General features: G+C 63.5%; 23 protein-coding genes and 3 pseudogenes. 13 read left to right on the top strand and 13 right to left on the bottom strand.

Annotated elements, in window-relative coordinates:
* The first annotated feature begins 66 nt into the window (after nt 1–66).
* From ACFQJB_RS10735 to ACFQJB_RS10725, 3 genes are all read left to right on the top strand, one after another.
* Nucleotides 67–777 (top strand): TOPRIM nucleotidyl transferase/hydrolase domain-containing protein, encoded by a 711-nt coding sequence (locus tag ACFQJB_RS10735; RefSeq protein WP_379727105.1) that lies wholly within the window; start codon nt 67–69, stop codon nt 775–777.
* Nucleotides 778–1024: 247 nt separating this feature from the next.
* Nucleotides 1025–1270: an antitoxin VapB family protein gene (locus ACFQJB_RS10730; protein WP_379727102.1), complete on the top strand. Its 246-nt coding sequence runs from the start codon at nt 1025–1027 to the stop codon at nt 1268–1270.
* 64 nt (nt 1271–1334) lie between these two features.
* Complete coding sequence (locus ACFQJB_RS10725; protein ID WP_379727099.1) at nt 1335–1628, top strand: ribbon-helix-helix domain-containing protein; 294 nt, start codon at nt 1335–1337, stop codon at nt 1626–1628.
* Nucleotides 1629–1727: 99 nt separating this feature from the next.
* Here ACFQJB_RS10725 and ACFQJB_RS10720 read toward each other — a convergent pair whose 3' ends face one another.
* From ACFQJB_RS10720 to ACFQJB_RS10690, 7 genes are all read right to left on the bottom strand, one after another.
* Nucleotides 1728–1865, bottom strand: coding sequence for a hypothetical protein (locus ACFQJB_RS10720; RefSeq protein WP_165853305.1), 138 nt, complete (start codon nt 1863–1865; stop codon nt 1728–1730).
* A 61-nt stretch (nt 1866–1926) separates the two neighbouring features.
* On the bottom strand, nt 1927–2508 hold the full coding sequence (locus tag ACFQJB_RS10715; protein ID WP_379727096.1) for a hypothetical protein: 582 nt from the start codon (nt 2506–2508) through the stop codon (nt 1927–1929).
* A gap of 55 nt (nt 2509–2563) precedes the next feature.
* Nucleotides 2564–3007, bottom strand: a complete 444-nt coding sequence (locus ACFQJB_RS10710; RefSeq protein WP_379727093.1) for a chemotaxis protein CheW — start codon at nt 3005–3007, stop codon at nt 2564–2566.
* 5 nt (nt 3008–3012) lie between these two features.
* Complete coding sequence (locus ACFQJB_RS15255; protein WP_417448580.1) at nt 3013–3780, bottom strand: methyl-accepting chemotaxis protein; 768 nt, start codon at nt 3778–3780, stop codon at nt 3013–3015.
* A gap of 645 nt (nt 3781–4425) precedes the next feature.
* Nucleotides 4426–6045, bottom strand: coding sequence for a bacterio-opsin activator domain-containing protein (locus ACFQJB_RS10700; protein ID WP_379727087.1), 1620 nt, complete (start codon nt 6043–6045; stop codon nt 4426–4428).
* A 76-nt stretch (nt 6046–6121) separates the two neighbouring features.
* Complete coding sequence (locus tag ACFQJB_RS10695) at nt 6122–6880, bottom strand: DICT sensory domain-containing protein (RefSeq protein ID WP_379727084.1); 759 nt, start codon at nt 6878–6880, stop codon at nt 6122–6124.
* A gap of 51 nt (nt 6881–6931) precedes the next feature.
* Nucleotides 6932–8509, bottom strand: a complete 1578-nt coding sequence (locus tag ACFQJB_RS10690; RefSeq protein ID WP_379727080.1) for an ATP-binding protein — start codon at nt 8507–8509, stop codon at nt 6932–6934.
* A gap of 334 nt (nt 8510–8843) precedes the next feature.
* Between ACFQJB_RS10690 and ACFQJB_RS10685 the strand changes: the two genes are divergently transcribed.
* The gene (locus ACFQJB_RS10685; protein ID WP_379727077.1) at nt 8844–9710 is read left to right on the top strand and encodes a PspA/IM30 family protein; all 867 of its coding nucleotides are present in this window, start codon (nt 8844–8846) and stop codon (nt 9708–9710) included.
* Nucleotides 9711–10075: 365 nt separating this feature from the next.
* Nucleotides 10076–10498 (top strand): universal stress protein, encoded by a 423-nt coding sequence (locus ACFQJB_RS10680; RefSeq protein WP_120103569.1) that lies wholly within the window; start codon nt 10076–10078, stop codon nt 10496–10498.
* A 70-nt stretch (nt 10499–10568) separates the two neighbouring features.
* Here ACFQJB_RS10680 and ACFQJB_RS10675 read toward each other — a convergent pair whose 3' ends face one another.
* The 3 genes from ACFQJB_RS10675 to ACFQJB_RS10665 all read right to left on the bottom strand — a co-directional run bounded on the left by ACFQJB_RS10675 (nt 10569) and on the right by ACFQJB_RS10665 (nt 12538).
* Nucleotides 10569–11177, bottom strand: a complete 609-nt coding sequence (locus ACFQJB_RS10675) for a Vms1/Ankzf1 family peptidyl-tRNA hydrolase (protein ID WP_379727074.1) — start codon at nt 11175–11177, stop codon at nt 10569–10571.
* Nucleotides 11178–11494: 317 nt separating this feature from the next.
* Nucleotides 11495–11839, bottom strand: coding sequence for a DUF5802 family protein (locus ACFQJB_RS10670; RefSeq protein WP_379727071.1), 345 nt, complete (start codon nt 11837–11839; stop codon nt 11495–11497).
* A gap of 180 nt (nt 11840–12019) precedes the next feature.
* Nucleotides 12020–12538, bottom strand: a complete 519-nt coding sequence (locus ACFQJB_RS10665; protein ID WP_379727068.1) for a peptidylprolyl isomerase — start codon at nt 12536–12538, stop codon at nt 12020–12022.
* An 81-nt stretch (nt 12539–12619) separates the two neighbouring features.
* Here ACFQJB_RS10665 and ACFQJB_RS10660 point away from each other — a divergent pair.
* From ACFQJB_RS10660 to ACFQJB_RS10625, 8 genes and pseudogenes are all read left to right on the top strand, one after another.
* Nucleotides 12620–13598, top strand: a pseudogene (locus ACFQJB_RS10660) (succinylglutamate desuccinylase/aspartoacylase family protein).
* A 48-nt stretch (nt 13599–13646) separates the two neighbouring features.
* Nucleotides 13647–14575: pseudogene (locus ACFQJB_RS10655) on the top strand (NAD-dependent epimerase/dehydratase family protein).
* 99 nt (nt 14576–14674) lie between these two features.
* Complete coding sequence (locus ACFQJB_RS10650; protein WP_379727065.1) at nt 14675–15874, top strand: lysylphosphatidylglycerol synthase transmembrane domain-containing protein; 1200 nt, start codon at nt 14675–14677, stop codon at nt 15872–15874.
* Nucleotides 15875–15920: 46 nt separating this feature from the next.
* Nucleotides 15921–17117, top strand: a complete 1197-nt coding sequence (locus ACFQJB_RS10645) for an alpha-1 4-glucan-protein synthase (protein WP_379727062.1) — start codon at nt 15921–15923, stop codon at nt 17115–17117.
* A gap of 30 nt (nt 17118–17147) precedes the next feature.
* Entirely contained in the window at nt 17148–18284 is a 1137-nt protein-coding gene (locus ACFQJB_RS10640) for an extracellular solute-binding protein (RefSeq protein WP_379727059.1), read from the top strand.
* A 33-nt stretch (nt 18285–18317) separates the two neighbouring features.
* The gene (locus ACFQJB_RS10635; RefSeq protein ID WP_379727056.1) at nt 18318–20135 is read left to right on the top strand and encodes an ArnT family glycosyltransferase; all 1818 of its coding nucleotides are present in this window, start codon (nt 18318–18320) and stop codon (nt 20133–20135) included.
* Nucleotides 20024–20539 carry a hypothetical protein gene (locus ACFQJB_RS10630; protein WP_379727053.1) on the top strand — a complete coding sequence of 172 codons (516 nt, stop codon included), beginning with the start codon at nt 20024–20026 and terminating at the stop codon, nt 20537–20539. The genes ACFQJB_RS10635 and ACFQJB_RS10630 overlap by 112 nt, the downstream gene beginning before the upstream one ends.
* A 122-nt stretch (nt 20540–20661) precedes the next feature.
* Complete coding sequence (locus tag ACFQJB_RS10625) at nt 20662–22083, top strand: HPP family protein (protein WP_379727050.1); 1422 nt, start codon at nt 20662–20664, stop codon at nt 22081–22083.
* Nucleotides 22084–22104: 21 nt separating this feature from the next.
* On the opposite strand, the gene ACFQJB_RS10620 is transcribed toward ACFQJB_RS10625, so the two are convergent.
* The 3 genes and pseudogenes from ACFQJB_RS10620 to ACFQJB_RS10610 form a co-directional block, all read right to left on the bottom strand.
* A complete protein-coding gene (locus tag ACFQJB_RS10620) occupies nt 22105–22752 on the bottom strand; it encodes a dolichyl-phosphate hexose transferase (protein ID WP_379728030.1) in 648 nt (215 codons plus the stop codon).
* A 194-nt stretch (nt 22753–22946) separates the two neighbouring features.
* Nucleotides 22947–24571 (bottom strand): annotated as a pseudogene (locus ACFQJB_RS10615) (GMC family oxidoreductase).
* Nucleotides 24568–25104, bottom strand: coding sequence for a gluconate 2-dehydrogenase subunit 3 family protein (locus ACFQJB_RS10610; RefSeq protein ID WP_379727047.1), 537 nt, complete (start codon nt 25102–25104; stop codon nt 24568–24570). Before ACFQJB_RS10610 ends, ACFQJB_RS10615 begins: the two are co-directional and overlap by 4 nt.
* Nucleotides 25105–25203 lie beyond the last annotated feature (99 nt).

Here is a 25203-nt window from a genome sequence, read left to right as displayed (position 1 = left end):
ATCTACAAAAATCGACCTTCACGCGTTCGAATAGTTGAGGACCAATCTGACCGTGGAACGGTTGTGTTGGATGAATTTCATAGTTCTAATACAGCCTCTCTAGAACCTCTTAGAAATGCTCTGGGGATTGGTATCGGAAGTACTCCATTTGCAACGAAAAGAAAAATTCTGGTCGAAGGACCATCTGATAAATATATTCTCAGAGGTGCGATTCATTATTTAGATGAACGCGGAAAAGATATTTTACAGAAAAATTCCATATCAATTATACCTACTGGGGGTGCTGATAAAATGGTCAGGGCCGCCAAATGGGTTGACTCAGAGAATTTCTCCTACGTAGTTGTTTTAGATAAAGATCAAAAGGGTGACACTGTGGTGAATAAATTAAAAACTGATGCCCCGGAATTGAACACTGAACGTATCATTCAGCTTAAAATAAATGATGAGAGTGTGAACCAGCATATAGAAATTGAAGATATGATGCCTGCCGACTTCTATATCAGTTGTGTAAATGATGTTTATAAAGACGAATTAGATGAATATACTCCAATAGAATTGTCGGAAGAAGATAGTCAAAAATATATTAATTCAGTGGAGTTTAATGATAGGAAAATAGCTTCAAAAATAAATCAGGTTTTTGATTCGGAGGGATATGGTGACCTTGACAAACTAATGGTTGCAAAGGAAATTGGAAATAGACTCATATCTGGCGACGTAGATGAAGATGTTTTATCGAACTTTGTAATTGTTCTCGGGGAATTGGCAGAGAGAATATAGTATTAAACCGTGCCTCCAACTGATTAATTAGGATATATTTGTCGGTCAAGTAGAGCAAGCAATTAAAAATAAATCAGGCATCCGCTCGCAACGCGCTCACGCTTTCTCTGACTCAGGATTGTTTTCCGGTGGGAGCCAACCAATTTCTCCAAGGGTGTCGCTGCTGTCGTTGTCGAGCAATTCGGCTCATAGAACGCTCATACCCCACGAGCAAAACTTCAATCCGCTCGTGTACGACTGTATTCACATGGGCACGAAATCAGTCCGGCTTGATGAGGAAGTCTACGAGCGGATCGCGGCTCACAAACGCGACGATGAGACGTTTTCGGAGGCGATCGATCGGCTCACCAGCGACTACTCCCTGCTTGCGTTCGCGGGCGGCTCCTCGGCCGAGGCGGCCGACCGGCACCGCGAACTACTCGCCGAGGCTGACGCGAAAGTAAGTGAGGATCGGCGCGAACGACTCCAGCAGCTCGGCGTCGATACCGAATGATTCTTTCTTGACCGAATCACCCAGAGCCAAGGTTTAGGCATATAGCCGCGTAAAGCATACGCATATGTCAGAAACCGATTCCGCAGACGGCCCCGACGATCCGGAAACCGTACAGATCAATCTCCGGCTCAGTAAGGCGTTTCTCGACGACATCGACACAACGTGGAAGGAGGAGGGGTTCAACTCCAGAAGCGAGTTCCTCCGGTATGCCGCCCGCGATGCGGTGAAACACCCCGCATTTTCGCGGGAAGGGTGGAAACAGATCGCGGCGAGCGAACACGATCTCCGATCCGGTGACGCCGAACTCGTCTCTCGGGAGGAAGTGATCGAGCTGATAGATCAAGACGACGATGACTAACGAGTGGCGTTGGACGTTCTACGGACTACCAGATAGCGTGCTAAATCACGGCAAAACGGAGTTGGAGGGCGATACACGGGGACGCTGTGTCGCTACCGATCAGGCCGTATCCGACTCAGGATTGTTCGCGCGTCGGTAGGAACCAACCATCTTCCAGAGCGTCTCGCTGATGTCTGTGTCAAGCGATTCGGCTTCGAGCTGTCGGTACAGGTCGTCGGAGACGGTGATCTGGGGCATCACCAGCACATTGCGGCGACAGGTGTATAAATTTACTGCGAGTACAAATCGAGTTAATTTCTTAGCGGTCGCCGAGCGTGGCGGCGAATTCGAGGATGCCAGCCCGCCCGTGGTCGTCGCGTCGCGCCCGGAGTCGGCCGTCGTCGGCGACCGCGAGATCGAACCGCTCGGCGACAGCGTCGACGGCGGCCTCGAATCGTCGCCGCGTTGCCGCCGGCAGCGCGTCGAGATCGCCCCGTCGCTGGCCGCCGTCGGTCGCGACCGCGGTCGATCCCTCGTCGATGTTGGCGTCGGCAGCGCGATACAGTCGGATCTCGGCTGTGTCGGCCATCGTCTCAGTCTGTAACAGCCGGATCACGGTTGCCGAATCCCGGTAAATCGTCGTCTCCGGCTCGGGGAGCCGCGTCGGGATCGACAGCTCGCCGGGTGGTCTCTCGGCCGTTGTCGACGTGCCAGCTGTCGATCCGTCGGTCAGCGAGTCGATCGTCGAGTCCTCGCTCGTCGTTGACGGCTCGGTGGTTGCTGCTCGCTCGGCGGTCGCCAACGAGTCCGCAAGCGAGGTTGTGTTCGCTGGTGCCGTTGCGGTGGCATCGGTCGTCCTGCCGGCCCAGTTCTCGGTCGTCTGGTGTGTGGTCGCGTTCATGCGTATGAATGAAAGGGAGTGTGGTGATCGCGGTGGTGGCTACTGTTCGGTGCTGTCAGGCGGTCAGTTCGTGTGGATCAAGCCACAGCGTGAAGTTGTCATTCGCGTCGTCTTTCAGGAAGCCCCGGAGGAACGGGCTCTCGGTGACGCTGCCGGTATCGAGGGCATCGCTCGCCACTTCGTTGACCGCCCGCACCTCCTCGACGAGCCAGCCGACCGGTGACTCCGTCCCCAACGCGTCGGCATCGAAGACGATGATCCGCTCGGTCGCCTGGCCGCCGTCGGTCAGCAGTTGCCCGGCGTCGACCTCCAGCAGTGTGCTCGGATCGACGATGGTGGTCGTCTCCCCGCGGAGGTCGGTGACGCCCTCAACGTGGGGGTCGGTGTTCGGCACCGATCTGACCGTGTCGCCGCCAACAATCTCGGCGACGTACTCGATGGGGACGCAGTACTCCTCTTCGCCCAGCGTAAACGTGAGTACCTGTGTGGTGTCGCTCATTGTTCTTAGTTGCGGCTGGCCTCGAACTCGATCTCGCTGTCTTCGCCGACAGTCTCGACGAGGTCGGCGATCTCGGTGACCATGCTGGTCTGTTCTTGATTGGCCGCCGCGAGTTCGTCCATCTCTTGGGCTAACAGACGCGCGTTGTCGTTGGCGTCGTCGGTCATCGCGGCGATCTCTTCGGTGCTGGCGGCCTGCTCGTCGGTCGCGTCGGCGACCTCTTTGATGCCGTCGTTGATCTCACCGACCGCGTCGCCGATCTGATCGAGGCTCTCGATGGCGGTGTCGACCCGGCCGAGGCCGTCGTCGATGCGGTCGTTGGCGCGCTCGATGCTGTCGACGGTCTCGTCGGTGTTGTTCTTGATCCGGGTGGCCATCTCCTCGATGTCGACGGCTTGGTCTTGGGTCTCCTCGGCAAGTGTTTTGATCTCGTCGGCGACGACCGCAAACCCGTCACCGGCATCGCCCGCGCGGGCGGCCTCGATCGAGGCGTTGAGTGCGAGCAGGTTCGTCTGCTCGGCGATATCCTGAATCACGGCGACGATCTCGTCGATGTTTTCGACCCGATCCCGGAGCGCGGCGATGTCGTCGGCGACCTCGGTGGCCGCCTCGTCGACGGTGTCCATCGCGTCGATGGCGTCGTTGGCGGCGGCTTGGCTCTCCTCGGCCAGCTCGCGGGCGTTGTCGCTTTCGGCACGCACCTGATCCGCGCTGGAGGCGATCTCCTCGATTGTCGCCGAGAGATCGGAGGCCTCGCTGGTGACTTGGGCCATATTCTCGGCCTGCTCGCTGGCGACGCCGTTGACCTCCTCGGTGCTCTCGGCGACCTGGGTTGCCGCCGAGGCGAGTTCCTGGGTTGCGGTCTGGAGCTCTTCAAGCCGATCGCGCTCGATGACGACTGTCTCGGCGTCGGCGTCGGTCGTGACCGTGCCGCTGGCCTGTTGTGTGGTCGCCGCTCCCTGCCCGGCGGACTGTTGGGGTGCCGTCTGTGCGTCTACCCCGCCGTCGGCGGCGAGTTGGGTGGTGGCCTTCGCGGATGCTTCAGGATGCTCGACTGTTTGCTCCCCGTCGTCGGGCGCGGGTGGAGTGCTGTCGACGGCGGTCGCATCGGTGGTGTCGACAGCGGTCGCATCGTCGCTGTCTGCATCGCTGTTGGCTGTTGTCTCATCCGGTGTCTCGTCGGCTACTGACGCAGTATCGACCGTTTCCTCATCGCTTGTCTGGTCTGTCGAATCAGTGCCCGGTGTCGATGTCTCGTCCGTCGACAGCAGTCCGGCGATTGAGTCAAGCATCACCTGTTACAACGGGTGAAACACACCTAACGGTACGTGCTAGGTGAATAGGAGCGATCACGCCACCCCGCGTCCTATTAGTAAAGGGTCGCTGGGATGACGCGGGACGGCGGCGGTGGCAGGGGTCTACTCCGGGTTGTCAGGATCGAACAGCGATTCGACGATCCGCCGTTGAGCGGCCCAGAAGTGTTCGGCGAAGGTCGGCTGGGCGATCCCCAGCAGGTCGGCGACGGCCTCACTTGAAACCGCATGGGGCCACTCGTAGTAGCCCGCCTCGTAGGCCGTCTCGACGACCTCCTGTTGGCGGTCGGTGAGTCGCTCGGCGACGGTGGCCTCAAGCTCGGTGAGTGATCGCTCCCGGCGGGCGCGCTGTTGGCGGGCGACTGGTTCGATCCCCGGTGCGTGGGCTGTCAGCGTGTCGACGACTGCCCGAACCGTCACGTTCGGCGGGAGTTCAACGGTGATCGTCGCGCCGTCATCGTCAGCGCTCGCGACTTTGATATTCGCGCCGTAGCTCTCGGTGAGTGCGACCCACCACGGCTCGTCGCTGGCGACCGACAGCGTGTCGGCCGCGCCGTCGACCTGCTCGACGTCTGCCGACACCACTGTCTCGGCCGTTTCGGCGGCGTCCGCTGGCGGATCAGCAAGCCGGTAGACCGTTCGGGTCGTCCCGTCACTGCGGTGGCTCGTCTGGCTGATTTCGACCGCACAGCCGACGGCGTCGGCCACCCGAACAAACGGCAGGTCGGTTGTGCTGGCGTCGAAGGTGACCTCGGTGACCTCTTGGCTGGTGTCGCCCTGCCGGCGTTCGCTGGCCCCGATCGCAAACGCGGTGAGATCGGCGATCGTCCTCAGCGTCGCCACCTCGTCGTCGCCGAGGTCGCTTCGGGTGGTGTAAACGCCAAGCACGCCGTAGGGGACGCCCGCTCTGGTGATCGGAACGCCGATCGCGGCGGCCATCCCGTTGTCGGCGGCCGCGACCGCCCACGCGTCGTCTCGTTCAGCGAGGTCGCTGGCGACGTGGTGGTCGCCGGTTGCCATCGCCTGGGCTTCGACGCTGTCCTCGCGGGCGGCTACAGCCGCGAGATCATCCAGCAGGGCTGTCTCGCCGGCGCGGGTTCGGGCGGTGATCGCCTCGCTGTGGGGATCGGATTCGACGATCCAGGCCGCCGCATACAGGTCGGTGTCGACGAGGTGCGTACAGATCCCCGTCTCGATGGCCGCTCGCGTTGGCTCGCTCAACGCCGTGTCGAGGGCCTGCTGGCTGAGGGTGTCCAGTCGGCGTTGCCGACGGGCCTGCTGGCGGGTGTGATACTGGGCGACGAGATTTTCGATCCGGTTCGCCGAGATGGCGTACTGTTCGGCCGAGCCGTCCTTGACAATGTAGTCGCTCACATCGGCGGCGATCGCGCGTTTGGCGACCTCCTCGTCGCCTTTGCCGGTAAAGAGAATAAAGGGGAGCTCCGGATACGTCTCGCGGATGGTTTCGAGGAATTCGATGCCGTCCAGTTCTGGCATCCGAAAATCGGAGACAACACAGTCGATGGTTTCGAACTCCGTCGCTTCGAGGGCGTGCTGTGGATTGGTCTCGGTGGTTGTGTCGATCCGGTCGCTTTCGGCCTCCAGGAGTGTCGAGGCCAACGCGACGAAATCCTCGTCGTCGTCGACCAACAGCACCCGTATCGACTCGCTGTCCGTCTCGGCCGGCGGGGGCGTCGACCCCGCGGCTGTGTCTGCGTCCGTCACGCTCGCTAGTGCACTCGCTCCCGGGTCGCTTAAAACCCACTTCCGCCGCCCACTGCGTCGTTCACCTCCTGTCGGCTTACGATCGGGTCACGGCCGTCTGGGTGACGACATCGCTGATCGCCGCGATCCGCTCGGGCGTATATGTCCAAAACCCCTCCCAGTGGTTTGCACCGCGGGCGAGAGCGTACAACGCCATCGGCTCGGCGGTCGCCGTCGCCGGCTCGAAGATGACGAACCACCCTCGCCGGTGGAGCGCGGAGTCGCCGGTGTGGGCGGTCACCCCCAGTTCGTCGGGGACAGCGACATCGCCGACGCCGTAGGCATGGACGTCGACATCGGTGGCGGCCAGTTGCTCGTAGACCTCGGTGGTGCCGGGTTCGTTGACCAGCCGGGAGAGCTGCTGGAAGCCGACACGCAAGGTTCCCGCGCCGGCCTCGATGGCTCGCCGTTCGATCCGTCGGGAGACGGCGATCAACAACAGCTTCTCGCTATCCGAGTCGGGATACCCCCGCAGCCGAAACGGGATGTCGGAGAGCGCGGCCAACACATCCGGCAGCGTCGCCTCGGTGACCGGGCGACTGCCGGTGATATACACATCGGAGTTGATGAGCAGCAGCGACTGCAGCAATGCGTCCACTGAAGAGGTGGCGACGACGCGGCCGTCTCGGCTGGCGACGACCTCGGCGGTCTGGTCGGCGTCGCCTTCGGTGACGGTGACCTGCTCGGTGCCAAAGAGCTGACTGAGCCGGGATCTGACGGGTGCGACTGAGGCGTCGGGATCGACCTGGACGGTCACCGTGGTTGCCGGCAACTGCGTGAATGGCCGCTCGATCACACCTGAAGCGTAGACGGGCAGGCGGTTTAACTGTGCGCGTCTCTCCCACGATCAGTTCAGCCGGGTTTCGACATCGCTGAACACAAACCGCGCGCCACCGGCCGTCCCATCGGTTACCGAAACGTCCCAGTCGTGGGCTGCCGCGACAGTGCGCACGATCCGCAGCCCAAAGCCCGTCCCCTCGTCGTGGGTGGTATAGCCGGGCTCAAAGACGGTCTCTCGGTCGTCCGGGTCGATTCCGGGGCCATTGTCCTCGACGTAGAAGCCGTCAGGCAGGTCGCCGACACGAACTGTGACCGCCGCGTCGTGGTCGACATCGTCGACTGCCGGCTCCGTATCGTCGACTGCTGGCTCCGCGTCGACAGCCTGCGATCGATCGCCCGGTGACCCGTGCTCTATGCTGTTGCGAAAGAGGTTTTCAAGCAGTTGTCGGAGTCGTGATCGGTCGGCGACGATGCTGTCGGTGGCGGGCACCGCCAACGCGGCGTCGTCAGTTGCCACTCCATCCCATGCGTCTGCGGCAACCGCCGGCAGCGACACCGATTCGAGGGCGTCCTCATCGAGATCTTCCCCATCCTGTGCCAGGGTCAGCAGATCATCGATCAGCGTTGCCATCCGGTCGTGAGCGCGCTCGACACGCTCGAGACTGTCGCCGTCGCCGGCACCGCGTTGGGCGACTTCGACGCCGGCCTTTGCGACCGACAGCGGATTGCGGAGATCATGGGAGACGATGTTGGCGAACTCCGCTAAGCGCTCGTTCGTTTCGCGGAGCTGCTGTTTCTGGTCGAGTTGATCGAGGGCCGCCTCAACATCGGCAGCGAGAATCTTCCCCATCGAGACGGTGCGGTCGTCGAAGGCACCTGCCTGCGGCGAGCTGGCAATAAAGACGCCGTGGTCGCCAAGCGGCAGCAGCAACTCACTTCGGATGGCGGTGTCGGGATTGTGAACGGTGTCAGCGGCCTGTATATCATCGTAGACGTGTGGCTCGCCGGTCTCAAAGGTCTCCCAGGCGATGCTGTCGCCGGGACCGAACGCTGGCGGCTCGCCGAACGCTTCCACGGTGGCGTCGGTCGTGGCGACCGGTGCGAGCACGTTGTCGTCGGCGTCGTACAGATGAATCCCACAGAGCGACAAGCCGAGCACCCCGCGGGCGGCGTCGACAGCGACGCTGGCGACCGCGTCGGTGGTGTCTTGCCCGAAGAGCTTGCGGTTCGTCTCGAAGAGCCGGTTGAGCCGCTGTTTGTGCTGTTTCTCCGCTGTGATGTCCTCGATCGCGCCGCGAACCCGAACGACCGCGCCGTTTTGTTCTTCGGGCTCGCCGTAGACCCGCACCCACCGCTGGTCGTCGTCTTCGGGCTGAAGTCGCCACTCGCCTTCGAAGCCCTCCCCGGCGTTGATGGCCCCGTCGATGGCGGCCCGCACCGCCGGCTGATCCGACGGATGAAACTGCTCGATCGTCGTCGACAGCGTCAACTCGTTGCTGGCTGGCTGGCCACAAAGTCGTGTGACCTCGTCGGTACAGGATAGCGTTTCTCGTTGGATATCGTACTCCCAGCCGCCGACGGCGGCGAGCCGTTGGGCGGTCGCCAGCAGTTCCCGATCGCGGTGCTGTTCTTGGGCGTCGCTCATCACACCACGCCCCGTTCCGTTCTATCGGCGTGGCCGCCGGTTGCGGCTCTCGGCCGACCGTGCCAGCGGCGATTTTTGTGGGTGCCTTGATGGCTCACGCGTTGAATGGAAGTACGCCCTGTTCCAACCTAATGCTATCCACTATCTGAATAGGGCTCCACACGAGCAGTGGGCCTCATAGTATAGGGTACCCTGTTGGTTCGGGGCTCGCGTCGGTATCGACACCGCCAGCCTGCGGGCGGTGACCAGCCACACCATGACGGGCCGTACGGGCCGTCGAGCCTCCGAGGGCCCACATCTCAGGTTTTAAGCACGCCGTGGCCCAACACAGCCTATGGGAATCCTCTCGCGCACCTCCTACGTTGTTCGGTCGAAGCTCAACGCCCTCCTCAACCGATCGGAAGATCCCACCGAGACGCTGGATTACTCCTACGAGAAGATGCGAGACGAGCTGCAGGATGTCAAACAGGGGATCGCTGACCTGACGACCCAGAAGAAACGCTTAGAGATGCAGAAACGCCGCCTGGAGGAAAACGTCGACAAACACAACGAGCAGGCCCGTGAGGCTGTCCGGCAGGATCGGGACGATCTCGCTCGGAAAGCCCTCGAAAAGAAGCAATCGAAGATGACCCAGATCGAGGAGCTCAACGACCAGATCGCCGACCTCCAGGCCACCCAGGATGACCTCGTCGACAAGAAGGACAAACTCCAGGGTCGCATCGAGGAGTTCCGCACGAAAAAGGAGACGATGAAGGCGAAATACGAGGCCGCCGAGGCCTCCTCACAGGTCTCGGAAGCCCTCAGCGGCGTTGGCGACGAGATGGGCGATGTCGCCCGCTCGATCGAGCGCGCCGAGGAGCGCACCGAGGAGATGGAGGCCCGCGCCGAGGCGATGAACGAACTGGAGGAAACCGGCACGTTCGACGACGCGCTCTCTGATGGCGATGAGATCGACCGCGAACTCGAATCACTGTCAAGCGGCAAGGCCGTCGACTCGGAACTCGATACGCTGAAAGCCGAGATGGGCGACGGTGACGGAGAGACAACCGATGCCGACACAGCCGATAGCGACGAGAACGCCGATGTCGAGGCCAGCACGGCCGACGCGGACGTGGATGCCGAACTGTCGGATCTTGAGGCTGACGTCGACGACGCCGAGGTCGAAGCCGAACTCGATGAGCTTCGGGACGACGACGCCTAACCGAGATCTCTGACACCGCCTTTTTCACCACTACAACGCCGATTGTACCGGCCCGAAGACACTTACTCCGCTCGGCTGACTATCAGATATGCACCGTCGTTCCTATCTTGCCGGGGTGAGTCTCAGCACCCCTGAAGATCTGTTCCGACCTCCAGCCGGGTCGCTACCGGTTTGCCTACTGGGGTGTTCCGGACGGCCATCTCGCGGTTCAGTTCGACTATACTGGGTGACCGACCGGATTCCGCCGCTGTCGTACACCGACCGTCCTGCGTTGTCGATACATCCTGGGTTGGGTGAGGGATTGCCCGCTCGACAGCGAGCCGCTGTCGCCATGTTATTGTATCCCTGCCAGCGAAAGACCGAGTATGGCTCGCCGACTCCTTGTGCCGCTTGATGGTTCGCCGCCGTCACAGGAAGCACTGCGCTACGCGCTGGATACCTTCCCGGACGCGACGATCGTCCTCGTCCACGTCCTGACACCGGTTGACGGCAACGTTGGCCCGGATGGCCTGCTCGGCGATCCGGCCGGCGTCGTCGATGACCAGCGGAACCGCGCCGAGGAACTCTTTGATGAGGCTGCGGCGACCGCTGGCGACGACCACGAGATCGAACGCGAACTGTTGGCTGGCCGCCCAGCCACCGAGATCGTCGGCTGTGTTGAGGAGTACGACATCGATCAAATCGTGATGGGTAGTCACGGCCGCGATGGGGCCGCGCGTCTGCTGCTCGGGAGCGTCTCCGAGACGGTCGTGCGACGGTCGCCGGTTCCGGTGACGGTCGTCCGGTAAACGGTCGCCCGGTAGCGCGCGTTCGGTCGCCGTATCAACTCAGACCGCGACCAGCCGCGTCGTCCAGAAATCAGCAAACGCGTGTTCGATCGCGTCGGCTGGCTTCCCCCGGCGTCGGTACTGGCGGTGTGGTCGGCAGCTCCGCAAGTTCGCCAACGATCACTTCCTCACCGGTGAGGACGACCCGGTCGGGGCTGCTGTCCTCGATCAGCGTTTCGATCAGGTCGGCTGAGTCATCGAGATGTTCGTCGATCTGTTCGTCACGGATGCGCTCGAAGCGGCTCTGGGAGAACCCGCCCTTCGAGTGCTCCGATTTGACCGAGCTTTCGAACCCCTCAAAGTCGACACGCTCGCCGTCCTCGTAGACGCCGACGGCACATACGTCGGCACGGACGACCGCAAACACCAGTCGGCCGACAGGCTGGAACCACTCGCGGTCGATGTCGAAGCGATCATCCCACGCGGTGAAGGCATCGGGCATGATCGGCGGACGGAGCGCCACCGAGAGGAGGCCGGCATCGTCGGTGTAGTAGAGCGTCGGCGCGGCTCCCCGAATGACGCCGGCGCAGTCGTCGTCGACCGCGGTTGTGACAGCGTCGGGGAGCGTGTTGTCGTCGGAGATTGCTGCGCTGAGCGCGCCCTCTCGGCCTGTTTCGACTGATTCGAGCCGACCGAGCACACTGTCGAGGCGGTCGCCACGGAGTGATTCGGTGCGCCGCGGCTCGCGGTCGCGCTCCCCCGTTGTTGACTGCGTTCGACGCGGTCTTCGAGTTCGGCGATCCGGTCTTCCAGCCGGTTGATCCGTTCCTCGGCGGCCTGCTTGTCGCTGACGGCGTCGGCCCGACGATCGGATTCGGCCTCTAGCTGTCGCTCCAAGTGGTGCTTTTCGTCTTCTAACTCCTCGATACGGGCCTTGAGTTCGGCGCGTCCGAGCAGTGTATCGAGCATGCCGGATGACTGCGGCCAGCGGACTTGAAACGTTGGGTCGGCGACCGGTTAGGTGCCGGCTGTGGGCTCCCAGCCTGCATACCGCAACAGCTCCATCGCGCGCTCGCGGTCGGCAAGGAAGACCTCCCGAGCACTCGCAGTCTGCTCATCAAGCAGTTCGGATGGCACCGCCAGCGTGCCCGACGGCACGCCTTCGTCGCCGCCAACCGGGAAGTGGGCGGTGTCGAGCTTCATCACCAGCGGCGCGTCCAGCCGTTCGACACCCTCGTTGTCGGCATACAACTGCTCGTTGACGGCCTTGTGGTCGGCCTGTTGGATGACAGCGCGGTCGCCGTCGTGCGGTTCGACGTACAGTTCGCCGAGGTAGTAGCCGTCGGAAAATGGTTCAAACATTCGATTCACGATATGGTATGCCGTACCATGATATAAGCCTTGCCGCAAGCTTTTATATCCAACCGCAATCAGATCGCTGGATCAACAGCTATTCTCTCAAAAGCTAGCTGTATCGATGTAAAATTCGGCTGTCGTATGAAAAACAGCTGTTTTAGCCGCGTTGTGGGGTTGCTTTCCGGATTAGTGCCACTCGACGTCGACCGATTCGAGGACGACATCCTCACGCGGTTTGTCGTTGCGGTCGGTCGGCACCGAGCCGATCTCTTCGACGACATCCATCCCGTCGGTGACCTCGCCGAACACGGAGTGTTTCCCGTCGAGATGCGGGGTGGCGTCGAGGGTAATGAAGAACTGCGAGCCGTTGGTGTTCGGCCCGGAGTTTGCCATACTCAGGATGCCAGCGCTGTCGTGGGTGAGGTCGTCGTGGAACTCGTCGTCGAACTCGTAGCCGGGGCCGCCGCGGCCGGTGCCGGTCGGGTCGCCGCCTTGAATCATGAATCCCTCAATGACGCGGTGGAAGAGCACGTCGTCGTACAGCGGTTGATTCTGGACGGTGTCGCCGGTCTCAGGGTCGGTCCACTCCTTTGAGCCGGTCGCCAGCCCGATGAAGTTGCCGACGGTGTTGGGGACGCGCTCCTCAAAGAGTTCGACGGTGATGTCGCCGTGGTTCGTCTGCAGAGTTGCTGTTGGGTTTGCCATAGCTGATGGTTGGCCGGTAGGCGGAAAACAGTGCTGGCTTGCGCCGATAGCTTACAAACCCCGAGCCCATTGGCACCGATAATGCATACCGCCGATCGGGTGACGCTCTCGCGACTCCCCTCCGGCGTCCCCGTCGAGACGACGATCCACCGTTACGGCGACGGCGATGGCCCGACGTGCTACGTGCAGGCGGCCCAACACGGTCGGGAGATCAACGGCACCGATGTCCTGCGTCGCCTCCACGAGCGACTGATCGATCCCGCTACTGTTGGCCCTGTTGCCAGCGATCTCGACGGCACGCTGATCGTCGTTCCCGTCGCCGACCCACTGACGTTTGATCGCGTCGCCTACACGACGCCGGAACCCATCGACTCGGCGGCTCCGAACATGAATCGCTGTTGGCCCGGTAACAGCGCGGGGACAATCCACGAGCGGATGGCCGCCCGCCTGTGGGCCGACGCGAGCGACGCCGACGCCATCATCGATCTCCACACCGGCAGCCCGGAGATGCAGACCCACACGGTCTACCTCCGCGGTGACGACGCCTCCCGCCAACTGGCCGAAGCCTTCGGAACCCACCTTCTGCTGCGGAAGCCGCTGGCGACGACGCCGACACCGAGTGGAACGAGCGCAACTTCGGGGGAAGCTCCGCGTCGCAGCGACCCGGGAGGGCATCCCGTCGATCACGCCGGAACTCGGCTCAAACAAACAGCTCGACGACGACGCGATCCAGGCTGGTCTCGATGGCCTCTTCGGCGTGTTTCGCCACCTCGGCCTGCTCGCCGGCGACCCCGATCCGTGGGACGGCGTTCGCGCGCGCAACCACCTCGGTCGCGTTCGAGCGGCGGACTCGGGACTGTTCGTCCCCGACGCTGCTGCCGAACTCGGAGCCGATGTCGACGCCGGCGACACGTTCGGCACCGTCTACGATCCGGCGACCTACGAGTCCCTACAGACAGTCACCGCCGACCGCGCCGGCGTCGTCTACTCCATCGCCCGCGAGGCAACGGTGACAGCGGGCCAGACGCTCGTCGGCATCGCCGAGCGACTGGACGGATAGCCGGTCGACAACAGAACGCTTTCCTACCGACTGGCAACTCATGGGCGTATGGATCTCTCGACTCAGCATGTCCTCGTCACGGGTGGCGCCGGCTTCGTCGGCTCACACCTCGTCGACCGCCTGCTCGCCGACGGCGCGACCGTCACCGTCGTCGACAACCTTTCGTCTGGCTCCCGCGACCGCGTCGCTGACGACGCCGAACTCGTCGAAGCCGACCTGACCGATTCGGATGCGCTCGACGGTGTTCTCGACGGCGTCGACCTCGTCTTCCATCTCGCGGCCTCGAAACTCGTTGACACTGACCGCCCACACGGTCAGTTCGAGGACAACACGCAGATGACGCTGAATCTCTTGGAGGCGATGGCCGACGCCGACGTGACCGAGATCGCCTACACCTCCTCGTCGACGGTGTACGGCGAGGCTCCACGACCAACACCCGAGGATTTTGCCCCCTCGAACCGATCAGCGCGTACGGCGCGAGCAAACTCGCCGACGAGGGCCTCCTCTCTGCACGGGCCCACAGCCACGATCTCACGGTCTGGAACTTCCGCTTCGCCAATGTCGTCGGCCCGGGGCTCCGCGGAGCGGTCATCCCTGACTTCATCGAAAAGCTCACTGACGACCCCGAGACGCTCACCATCCTCGGCAACGGCCGCCAGGAGAAATCCTATCTCCACATCGAGGATTGCGTTGACGCCATGTTGCACATCGTTGCCACCGCTGACGATGCGATGAACACCTACAACCTCGGGACACGGACGACCACCTCTGTCGACCGGATCGCCGCTATCGTCGCTGACGAGATGGGTCTCGATCCCGACTACGAGTACACCGGCGGCGACCGCGGCTGGACGGGCGACGTGCCGAAAATGCGGCTCTCGATCGAGAAACTCGCTGCCCTCGGCTGGGAGCCGAGCCTGAGCAGCGACGAAGCCGTCCGGAAATCGACCCGAGAGCTGATCGACGAACTCTGTTGATCGCGGCTGTTGGTCGCTCATTCCGCCGAAATGAGCAACAAGACGCGGCCGCTCTCAATTTTTAGGTGGGCTTAAATATCTCGCTACGAACGGCTGTGTATGACCAACGGCGACGACGCGGGGACAACCAATCGCGGGTTCCTCACGCAGCGTCGCCTGATGCTCGGCGGCACCGTCCTCGTCGTCGCCGGCCTGCTGGTCGCGTTCCGGGACGTCGAGTTCGACCGCGTCGTCGGCGAGATGGCGGCTGCCGATCCATGGATGCTGGCGGCGGCCGTCGCCGTCTACACCGTCTCGTGGCCGCTGCGAGGCCGGCGGTACGGCGACGTGCTGTCGACGACGGGCCACCCGCTCGGAACCGGCTTTCTCACGCTGGCCGTCTTCCTCAGCCAGACGGCAAACCTCGTCGTGCCCGCTCGGGCAGGCGACGCGGTGCGGGCCTACGTCCTGCAGGCGCGCCGCGACGTGGACTACCCCGCGGGCTTCGCGTCGCTGGCGGTCGAACGCGGCTTCGACCTTGCTGCGATTGCCGTGTTGGGAGCCGCCGCGACCGCGTGGCTTGTCGTCGGCGACGCGACCGCACTGGCGGCGCTGACCACCGGCGACACCCAAACCGCGCTGCTGGGGGCCGTCACCGTTGCAGCGGTGACGCTCATCGGTGGCGTGCTCACGCTCGGCGTCGCCAACGCGAACCGCTCACGCAGCCGTCGGTTCGGTCGTCGACTCCGCGAAACTGTCGCCGGGCGGCCACGATTGCAGACTGTGGTTGACGCCGCACTCGATTTCGCGGCCGACATCGCCGTCGTCGCCCGCGATCCGCGAGCGGTCGCCGTTATCGGCGGCGGCAGCCTGCTGATCTGGTCGCTGGATGTCGCCACCGCGGTGCTCGTCCTCGCCGCACTCGACAGCGGGCTGGCGGTCGGCCCGCTGCTCGCGGTCGGGACGCTGGCGGTCAGCGTCGGCAACCTCGCCAAGGTACTGCCACTGTCGCAGGGCGGCGTCGGCCTTTATGAGGCTGCCTTCACCGGGTTGGTCGTCGCGTTGACGCCGCTTGGGGCGAGTCTTGCTTTGGCCGCGGCGGTCGTCGACCACGCCCTGAAAAACGCGGTCACGCTCGTCGGCGGCGGCGTCGCGGTCGCTGTCCTCGGGATCGATCCCTCGACGGCCGCCCGGCGCGGTAGCGACGTTGATGCTGGTGGTGATGCTGACGCGACAGCGGCGACCGCGACGGAGCCGCCCGTCACCGGCGAGGCCCGAGCCGACGGCAGCGGCGAGGCGACGAGCAGCCCCGACGACTGAATCCGACACACCTTTTAGGATCACCTAAAGAATGGTGAGTACCCAAATGAGCCGAGACATCTGCGTTATCGTGCCGACGATCCGCGAGTACGAGTGTATGCGGTCGTACTTCGAGAACGCCCGCGAGCACGGGTTCGACCTCTCGCGGCTGGATGTGATCCTCGTCACCGAGGACTTCTGTGAGACCGACGAGATGGAAGCGATGCTCGAAGAGGAGGACGACGTTGCCGGCGAAGTCTTTGATGGGACGCGCCGCGAGGAGTGGTACGAGGCCCACGGTGTGAGCGAGTACAGCCACATCGTGCCCGCCGCCAGCCACGCCGAGACCAGCTTTGGGCTCTTGTACATGTGGGCCGGTGACTACGACTACGGCTTCTTCATCGACGACGACACCCTCCCGCACGACGAGTGGGACTTCTTTGGCACCCACCTCGACAACCTCGCCTTTGAGGGCGAGATCGAGACCGTCTCCTCCGACGAGCAGTGGGTGAACGTCCTCTATCAGAACGCCGACGAACACGACCTCTATCCGCGCGGCTATCCCTACTCGGCGATGCACGAGAGCGTCGAGACTGAGCAGGCCCACGCCGACACTATCGTCGCCTCCCAGGGCCTGTGGACGAACGTGCCCGACCTCGATGCCGTCCGAATTCTGATGGACGGCGACCTACAGGGCCAGGCCCAAACCCGAACCACGAAAGACGATTACGACGGCGATTTCGTTGCTGCCGAGGGCAACTACCTCACCGTCTGCTCGATGAACCTCGCCTTCCGGCGTGAAGTGATTCCGGCGTTCTACCAGCTGCCGATGGACGAAAACGAGTGGGACGTGGGCCGGTTCGACGACATCTGGTCGGGCGTCTTCCTCAAACGCGCCTGCGACATTCTCGGGACGCAGATCTACAACGGCGAACCGCTCTGTGAGCACAACAAGGCCCCACGGAGCACCTTCGACGACCTCAACAACGAGGTGCCGGGGCTGGAACTCAACGAACACCTCTGGGAGATTGTCGACGACGTTGGCGAGGAAGCCGCCGCAGCCGTCGACCAGTCAGGCGATGCGTTCGGGGCTGATCCCGAAGCCTACGCCGCGGTCTTCGAGGCGATGGCCGACGAGCTCGAAGGCGGCGACTGGGAGGAGTACAACAACGGCGCGTTCTTCAACTACGTCGGCGAGTTCATGGGCGATTGGCTCGACTGCCTCGACGCGCTCGCCGAGACAACCCCGACAGCGAACCAGTGAGTATAAGTCGTTTTAGGCTGACCTAAAAATATGACACAGAACGTGGACGGCGACGGACTGACACACAGTAGCCGACGGCGGTTCCTCGCAGGCGCAGCCGGCGTCAGCGCGGTTGCGATCGCCGGCTGTGCCGGCAATGACGGCGAGGCAACCGAGGGGCCAACCGATTCCTCGATCGGGCAGATCGGCTCCGGTCGCGCCGGTCGGCCAGCCCCCGGTGGGACACCGATCGCCGAACTCCCGGATCTCGAAGGCGAGTTGGAGCTGTACTCCGGCCGCAACGAGTTCCTCGTCGGCGAGTTGATCTCGTTCCTCGACGAGACCTATCCGGATTTCACACCGAGCGTTCGCTACGGCGGTGGCAGCGACCTTGTCAACACGATCGACACCGAAGGCGACGGCTCGCCGGCTGACGTGTTCTACACGGTTAACGCCGGTAACCTCGGCGCGCTCGCCGACGCCGGCCGCACCCAGACCCTCTCGACAGAGATCCAGGAGACGGTCAGCGAGGAGTTCCGCACCGACCAGTGGGTCGGCACCTCCGGCCGCGCCCGCACCGTCCCGTTCAACACCAACGCCTACAGCGAGAGTGACATCCCCGACGACGTCATGGCCTTCCCCGAGTTCGACGGCGACCTCGGATGGGCCCCGACCTACGGCTCCTGTCAGGCATTCGTCACTGCGATGCGCATCTTCGAGGGCGAGGAGGCAACCCGCGAGTGGCTGGAGGGCGTCGTCGACGCCGGGATCACCCCCTACGCCGACGAGTTCCAGGTCGCCCAGGCGATCGCCAACGGCGAACTCGACGCTGGCTTCACCAACCACTACTACATCCAGCGCGTCCTCGATGGCTCCCCGAGCGCGCCGATCGACACCGCCTTCACCAGCGGTGACGCCGGCGCGATCTTCAACGTCGCCGGCGCGGCCGTCGTCGACACGGCCCCGAACCCCGAGCTCGCCCAAAACTTCGTTCGGCATCTCCTCTCGGCGGAAGCCCAGGAATACTTCGCCGTCGAAACGTTTGAATACCCGCTCATCCCCGAGGTCGAACCGGTCGGCGATCTGCCGACCGTCGACGAGCTGGATGTGCCGGAGTTCGATATCGCCGAGCTCTCGAACGTCCGGGCAACGATCGACCTGATGCGCGACGTGGGTATCAGCACGTAGGCCGTGTCGTTCGACCTGCGTTCCCTGCCGGCGATGGTCGCTCGGCCGCTCCGACAGCAGTTTCGTCGCCTTGCCAGTACCGACGCAGCCACCCGCGTCGGCCGGCTTCGACGCCGGATCGATTCGGGCACTGCCGGCTACCTCACCCTCGGTGTGGGTGCGGGGATCGCCGTCTTTCTCATCGCCGTTTTTGTCTTCCCGTATCACTCGGTGAACCACGACGAGGGAGTCTACCTCATGCAGGCGTCGATGCTGCTTGAGGGCCAACTCACGCTGGCCGGCGGCGACCTCGCCGATGTGTTCCGGCCGTGGTTTTTCATCGCTGACGGCGGCGACCTCTACCCGAAGTACAACCCCGTACCAGCGGCGATGTTTGCGGTCTCGATGGCCCTGTTCAACGAACCACGGGTGACGCTGGCGGTCGTCGCCGCCGGCAACGCGGTGCTCGTGGCGATACTCGGCTCGATGGTTGCCGACCGCCGCGTCGGGCTGCTGGCCGGGCTGTTGTTCGCGGCGTCGCCGATGACGCTGTTCACGTCGTCGGTGTTTCTGCCTTACGCGCCGACAACGCTGCTGAATCTCTCGTTTGCGGTTGCCTATCTCCACGGTGTCCGAACCGGGTCGCTGCGGGCGGCCGCAGTCGCCGGCGTCGCTATCGGGCTCGCCGCGTTCGCTCGGCCCTATACGGCGATTTTGTTCGCCGCGCCGTTCATCGTCCACGCGCTGTGGGAGTTCGGCCACGGGCTGTGGATCGATGACCGCTCGCTAACGCAGCAGGTGCGGCTGGCTGGGAGTCGAGCCGGGTTCCGGTCGCTGCCGAATCCTGTCCAGCGCAACACGCTTACCGGCATCGGCGGGCTCGCCTTTGTCGGGCTCACGCTCGCGTACAACGCCGTCCTCACCGGCGCGCCGCTGACCTTCCCGTATCAGGCGTTCGCGCCGTTGGACGGCCCCGGCTTTGGTTTTCGTGAAATCCTCGATCATGAGGTGGTCTACACGCTTGATCTCGCCATCGAGTCCAACCGCTACGCGCTGCAGTTTCTCGGCACCCGGTGGTTCGTCGGCGGTGTCATCGGGACGCTGGCGGCGGCTGGCGGCTTGCTTGTCGCCGCACGATGGTGGCGAAAGCGCGACCGCGAGTGGGGCTCAACGGCGGGGCTGTTGCTTGCGGGACTCTTCGTGTCGGTGCCGCTCGGCAACATCCCGTTTTGGGGCACCCACAACATGCTCGCCGAGTTGGACAATCCAGCCAACGGTCTGGTTTCGCATTTCGGCCCGTTCTACTACTTCGACCTCTTGGTGCCGCTGTCGATCTTTGCCGCCCTCGGCCTCGTCGTCGGCTGGCGATGGCTCCGAGAGGGGGCCGCCTTCGACCGTCTCGCTACCGTCACGTCACCGACGGCCGCCGGGGGATCGCCGTCGCTGTCGCCCTCGTCGCCGCCCTCGCGGTTGGCGGCGCGACCGCGGGCGCGGTTACCGAACCGCTCGACCGCAACATGGCCTACACCGAGAAATACGAGACCGCCTACGAGCCGATCGAGTCGGCTGACTTCGAGAACGCCCTCGTGTTTATTCCCGATCCATACGGCCCCTGGCAGAACCACCCCTTCCAGTCGTTACGGAACGATCCCGGCTTCGACGGCGAGGTGGTCTACGCCCGCGACCGCGACGCGGCGGGGAACTTCGAGGTGCTGGCGGCCTATCGGAACCGGTCGGTCTACCGGTTTGCCTACCGTGGGGTGTGGACACCGAATCCCGACCAACATGTCGCCCCGAAACTGGAGTCGCTGTCGACGCCGACCGGCGAATCACTACAGGCCGACACGCGGGTCGGTGTCGCCGAGCAGGTAACGCGAGCGATCGTCGCGCTCGAAGTTGACGATGAGACAGTGATCCGCGATATCGACGCGCCCGGCGAGACGATTACCGCGAACTGGACGCTCGACAACGGCTCGGCCCGACTGGTCGGTGTCGACGGGACGCCCGTCGCGGGCAACACGTCAGTCCCGATTGATCCGACCGAAAACATCGGTGTTCGGGTCACCTTGGTTGACACCGGTGGCAACACCTACACCTACCAGCAGTGGACGGCCGTGCAGTCGACGCCGGCGGGCGTGCAGGCGGTCACCCCGGCGGAGCGGCGTGTTTGTCGGCTCACAACGGACTGCGATCCGGAAGACGCCTATCTTCCCGATGATCCGACGGCTCACCCTGAGTGGGTTGACTTCGAGACGACGGTGTCGGCGACCGGCTGAGCGGTGTCGCTGCCACTGAGGCGTGGCTTTTTGTCGATACCGCCCCTCTCCGTGGCTATGCCCTCGCTTGGGTTCCGGCTCCGAACGGTTTTTCGCCGGCTGTTGCGACTCGTTCGTCGGGAGTGGGGGACTTCCGCAGTTGGCTCGAGGATACCCGGAACTTCATTCATTTTTCGCTGCTGTTGGTCGTGCCGCTGTTGATCGGGTTGGTGACATGGCTTGCCAACACCATCGACCTGCTTCCGTTCCTGCTGTTTCCGCCGTTGGTTTCAGGCGCGTTCACGCTGTTTCGTGAGCCCGAATCGCAGTACGCCTCGCCGCGGCGGTTTGTCGGCGGGATGACGATGGGCGCGGTCTGTGGCTGGGTCGCCCTCGCCGTCAGCGCGCGGTACTGGTATCGGGTGCCCCCTGAGACGTTCCAGATCAACCCGGGGGCGGCCGCCTTCGGCGTGCTGTTGACCGGGATCGTGACCTGGGCGCTTGACTTAGAGGAGTCACAGGCGTTTTCGACAGCGTTGCTGGTACTCGTCTCAGGGGTTACCCAGTTCGTCTACGTCGTGAGCGTCTTCGCCTCCTCGCTGGTCGTCGTCGGCGTCTTTGTCGTCTGGCGGCGGGAGATCTACGAACAGCGCGCCGACTACCTCTATCAGACCACCCACGCCGACGATCAGGTACTTGTCCCGATGCGCGGCGAGACAGCCGACACCGTCGCTACCTTCGGCGCACAGCTCGCCGCCGCCCACGAAACCGGGAAGCTCGTCCTCTTTGGCGTTGTCAACGAGGGAGAACACGCGACCGACGACGCCGTTGATACCGACGGCGGGGCGGAACTCCGCCGAGTGACCCCAACTGAGGGTGCGGCGACCGGATCATCTGCCGACGGACGGGTTTCGACTGACGCCGCCGATCTCCCGGCAGCAGCCCGCGAGACAGCCGAGTCGCTCGAAGCCCACGCCGAATCCCTCCGCGACCGCTTCGATATCCCCTGTGAGGTTGTTGTCGTTGCCGGCGAGCCCGATGATGCTCGGATCGCCGTCGAAGCCGCCACCGAGACGAACTGTGATCTCGTGGTCACGCCCTACCAGACGGCCGACGGCGAGTTGACGCGGTTCATCAGAGGCCTGTTTGATTCAACTCTTGATGTGGTAGTGCTTCGGAGCAACGGCGAACGGACGAGCTGGCGGCGGCTCCTCGTCCCGATCAAACACTACGGCGAGGTGGCCCACGCGATGTTGGATTTCGCCGAACGACTCGCCGGTGAGATGAGCTACGTCTCGGTCTGTCACAGCATCGACAGCGAGGGTGACCGCCGTACCGCCGAGGCGATGGTCGCCGATCTGGTCGAACCCTTCGAACGAGCCATCGAAACGCGCGTCACAACCAGCCCACTGGAGTCATTTCTCTCAGAACACGCCGACAACTACGATCTCACGATCCTCGGCTCCAGTACCGACCGCACCGTTGTCTCCCGAATCATTGACGCGCCAACATTCGAACAGCTCAAAGAACTCGACTGCGATATCGCCATCGTCCATCGCGGTTGAGTCGCCGCCACGAGCGATGCCCTACCGGAACCGCTCTTCGAGACACACCTTCAGGATCGATTTCGCGATTTCTGCGCCGCCCTGAATCGGATCAAGCTTTGTCTCGCCGGCGCGCTCGGCGTAGCTGATCGGGGCCTCACGAACCTCGTAGCCGCGCATGAGCGGGCGAATGAGGAGTTCTGCTGAGAGCCCGGTGTTTTCCGTCCACTCGATGGAGTCGATGACCTCCGCGCGGTAGGCCCGCATCCCGGTCGTTGTGTCGTGGACGCGCTCGCCCATCAGGACGCTCGCAATCGCCGCGAAGGCCTGATTGCCAAACCGATTAAAGCCCGGCATCGCCTCCGCGCCGTGGTAGAGGCGGTCGCCGCTGACAACATCCGCGCCGTCGTTGATTTCCGCGAGGAACTCCGGCAACTGTTCCATCGGATACGTGTCGTCGCAGTCGGTGGTGACGACGACCGGCCGGTCGGCGGCGTGGATCGCCGCGCTGACGGCGACACCGTACCCCTGTGGTTCCTGTTCGATCACGCGCGCGCCGTGCTCGCGGGCGATCTCGGGTGTTCGATCCGAGGAGCCGTCAACGCAGACGACTTCGGCCTTGCCGTCGGTGACACGCTCGATATCGTCGAGGACGGTGCTGATGGCCGCCTCCTCGTTGTAGGTGCCCATCACGACGCTCAGGTCGTCGAAGGTGAATCTGTCTGCCTCATCGTCGTCAGCGTCAACGCCCGCGTCGGCATGTTCAGCCCCGTTTGTCCGCGGTTCCGTATCGGCTTCGTGCTGCAGTCCGTGACTCATTACCTGCCGTTTTGGCCACTCCGGTTTATACTTTTAGGTTTACCTAAAATAGAACAATTCGGTCGTTACACCGCCGCATCGACGGCGTCAGCAACGCGGAGCGCAAGGGCGGCGATCGTCAACGTTGGGTTCATCGCGCCGCCGGTCGGAAACACGGAGCAGAGGCGATCCAACAGTTGTCGAGATCGTGGGTGCGACAGTCGGCGTCGACGACGCCCTCGGCTGGATCGTCGCTCATTCGGGTCGTCCCCATGTGGTGATAGGCCGGCCCGGTGCTGTCGGGGCCGGCCGTCCATTCGATGTCGACGCCGAGCTCCTCTAAGATCGACCGCTGGATCTCGTTTGCGCGCTCGATGGTGCGCAGCGCGCGGTCGCCGACGTTCCAGTAGATATCCGGGACAGGGTTGCCGTGAGTGTCAGTCGTCGACTCGTCGAGACCGATGTAGCTGTCCTCGCGTGGGAGTTGTTCGACCAGCCCGCCCATGGCGATGTGGGTACCGTAGCCGTCGCGCAAGCGATCGAGGAGGTCGTCGCCCCAGTCGTCGCCCGTGAGTGCCATCTCGACCGGTGAGGGGCCAGCATAATTGAAAAATTCGAGTTTAAATGGTGCAAACTCGTCGTCAGCGTCGTCGTAGAACTGGTGGGTTTCGCTGGTGAGAAAGCCGACGTGGTTCTGCCGAGTCGGCTCATCGAGTGTCCCGCCCATCCCCGCAAAGAGGTGATCCATGAAAAATCGACCAACTGCGCCGCTGGAGTTGGCGAGGCCATCTGGATATTGGTCGGATTCCGAAAGCAGGAGCAATCGCGGGATTTCGACCCCGCCAGCCGCAAGGACGAACGCATCAGCCTCCTGCCGGTGCTCGCCGTCCGGCGTCGCGTAGGTCGCGGCGGTGATCCGGTCAGCGTCGTGGTCGAGTCGCTGGACGGGCGCCCGGTCGATGACGGTCGCCCCCTTCTCTTCGGCTGACTCGATATGCACCGTCCCGTCGTATTTCGCCCCTGACGGACAGACGGGCTGGCAGGTGCCGTAGCCGACACACCCGCTGCGGCCGTCGTACGGTTCGGAGTTACGCGCGTTCGGTACCGGATGCATGGCGATTTCGAGTTCGTCGCAGGCCTCCGCGAACAGACTATCGCTGTAGGAGGGCTCAAACGCTGGCATCGGGTGGGGCTCCTCACGCGGCGGCGCGAAGGGGTTGTCGCCGCCGGCGACGCCGAGAGCCTGCTCGGCGGCGGCGTAGTACGGCCGGAGGTCGCTGTAGTCGATGGGCCAATCAGCGCCGACACCCCGTTCGCTCGCGCTGTTGAAATCGGCCTCGTGGAACCGCATCACCATCCCCTGCCAGTGCAGCGTCGAGCCGCCGACGCCCTTCGCCCGGGCGTGGTTGAGTGGGTAGATCCACTCACCCGAATTCGAGTGGGCGTCGCGTTCGGGGTCGCTGTCCCACACGTCGGGGCGGTCGTAGGTCGGCCGGATCGCCTTCTCCTGGCGAGCCAATCGATCGTCAAAATCGAACCGTGGCCCGGCTTCGAGAACGACCACCTCGTTACCAGCGTCAGCCAGCCGGTCGGCGACGAGCGCGCCCGCCGGCCCCGCGCCGACGATACACACGTCGGCGTTGTCGACGGGCGTGCGGTCGGTTGCGCCCGCGCTGTTTTCGATGTCTTCGGCTGGCGGTCGCCCGCTCACGTCGTCGGCCCCCGTTGGTAGCTGTTGATCCCGCCGGCGTACCCCTGTGGGTTCTCGATGCCGACCAACTCACCGCCGGTTGGTGAGCTGTAGAGCGCCAACAGCAGTTCGTTGACGACGTAGTATCGCACCATCTCCCGGGTCGTTCCCTCCCGGCGTGGTTCAGCCGTGTCGACCGCCATCTCCCGGAGCACTGCATCACGCGTGTCGGCATCGAGATCGGCAAACCGGTCGTCGTACCACGATTTGGTGCGATCATTGAGGGCGGCGACTGCGTTGTCGACGGCGGCGGCGTGGCGATCGCCGGCCAGCCGACTGTCAAGGAATGTGTTGACAAACTCGTCGATCCCGGTGACAGCATCGGGATAAACGACCTCGGCTGCGGCGACCATCGTCGCCCGGATCGCCGCCTCGTCGATATCGTCGGCCGCCCGGCGGCCGTTCCCCTCGCTGCGACCGACAGCGACGGCTGCGACGCCGCCGGCCCCGAGGGCAGCGAGCGCGGCAGCAGCATCGCGTCGGGTCAGTTCCATGGGTGGATTAGGCAAACCTAAACCTTATATCCGTTGGAATCCGACCGCCGACAGAACGGAACCGATACCGTTGTCCCCTCGGAGCCGTTTCGCTCACCT

The sequence above is a fragment of the Halonotius sp. GCM10025705 genome (assembly GCF_042662885.1).
In the GTDB taxonomy this organism is placed as follows: domain Archaea; phylum Halobacteriota; class Halobacteria; order Halobacteriales; family Haloferacaceae; genus Halonotius; species Halonotius aquaticus.
Note: the sequence above shows the minus strand (reverse complement) of the source record. Positions and strands in the feature narration are given on the sequence as shown.

Coding starts and splice junctions, on each gene's coding strand:
- ACFQJB_RS10715 (WP_379727096.1), bottom strand. CDS start 2,508: ATGAACGCGACCACACACCAGACGACCGAGAACTGGGCCGGCAGGACG.
- ACFQJB_RS10610 (WP_379727047.1), bottom strand. CDS start 25,104: ATGGAACTGACCCGACGCGATGCTGCTGCCGCGCTCGCTGCCCTCGGG.
- ACFQJB_RS10670 (WP_379727071.1), bottom strand. CDS start 11,839: ATGTTTGAACCATTTTCCGACGGCTACTACCTCGGCGAACTGTACGTC.
- ACFQJB_RS10720 (WP_165853305.1), bottom strand. CDS start 1,865: ATGCCCCAGATCACCGTCTCCGACGACCTGTACCGACAGCTCGAAGCC.
- ACFQJB_RS10725 (WP_379727099.1), top strand. CDS start 1,335: ATGTCAGAAACCGATTCCGCAGACGGCCCCGACGATCCGGAAACCGTA.
- ACFQJB_RS10645 (WP_379727062.1), top strand. CDS start 15,921: ATGAGCCGAGACATCTGCGTTATCGTGCCGACGATCCGCGAGTACGAG.
- ACFQJB_RS10635 (WP_379727056.1), top strand. CDS start 18,318: ATGGTCGCTCGGCCGCTCCGACAGCAGTTTCGTCGCCTTGCCAGTACC.
- ACFQJB_RS10620 (WP_379728030.1), bottom strand. CDS start 22,752: ATGGGCACCTACAACGAGGAGGCGGCCATCAGCACCGTCCTCGACGAT.
- ACFQJB_RS10685 (WP_379727077.1), top strand. CDS start 8,844: ATGGGAATCCTCTCGCGCACCTCCTACGTTGTTCGGTCGAAGCTCAAC.
- ACFQJB_RS10650 (WP_379727065.1), top strand. CDS start 14,675: ATGACCAACGGCGACGACGCGGGGACAACCAATCGCGGGTTCCTCACG.
- ACFQJB_RS10690 (WP_379727080.1), bottom strand. CDS start 8,509: ATGAGCGACGCCCAAGAACAGCACCGCGATCGGGAACTGCTGGCGACC.
- ACFQJB_RS10665 (WP_379727068.1), bottom strand. CDS start 12,538: ATGGCAAACCCAACAGCAACTCTGCAGACGAACCACGGCGACATCACC.
- ACFQJB_RS10640 (WP_379727059.1), top strand. CDS start 17,148: ATGACACAGAACGTGGACGGCGACGGACTGACACACAGTAGCCGACGG.
- ACFQJB_RS10680 (WP_120103569.1), top strand. CDS start 10,076: ATGGCTCGCCGACTCCTTGTGCCGCTTGATGGTTCGCCGCCGTCACAG.
- ACFQJB_RS10730 (WP_379727102.1), top strand. CDS start 1,025: ATGGGCACGAAATCAGTCCGGCTTGATGAGGAAGTCTACGAGCGGATC.
- ACFQJB_RS15255 (WP_417448580.1), bottom strand. CDS start 3,780: ATGGCCCAAGTCACCAGCGAGGCCTCCGATCTCTCGGCGACAATCGAG.
- ACFQJB_RS10710 (WP_379727093.1), bottom strand. CDS start 3,007: ATGAGCGACACCACACAGGTACTCACGTTTACGCTGGGCGAAGAGGAG.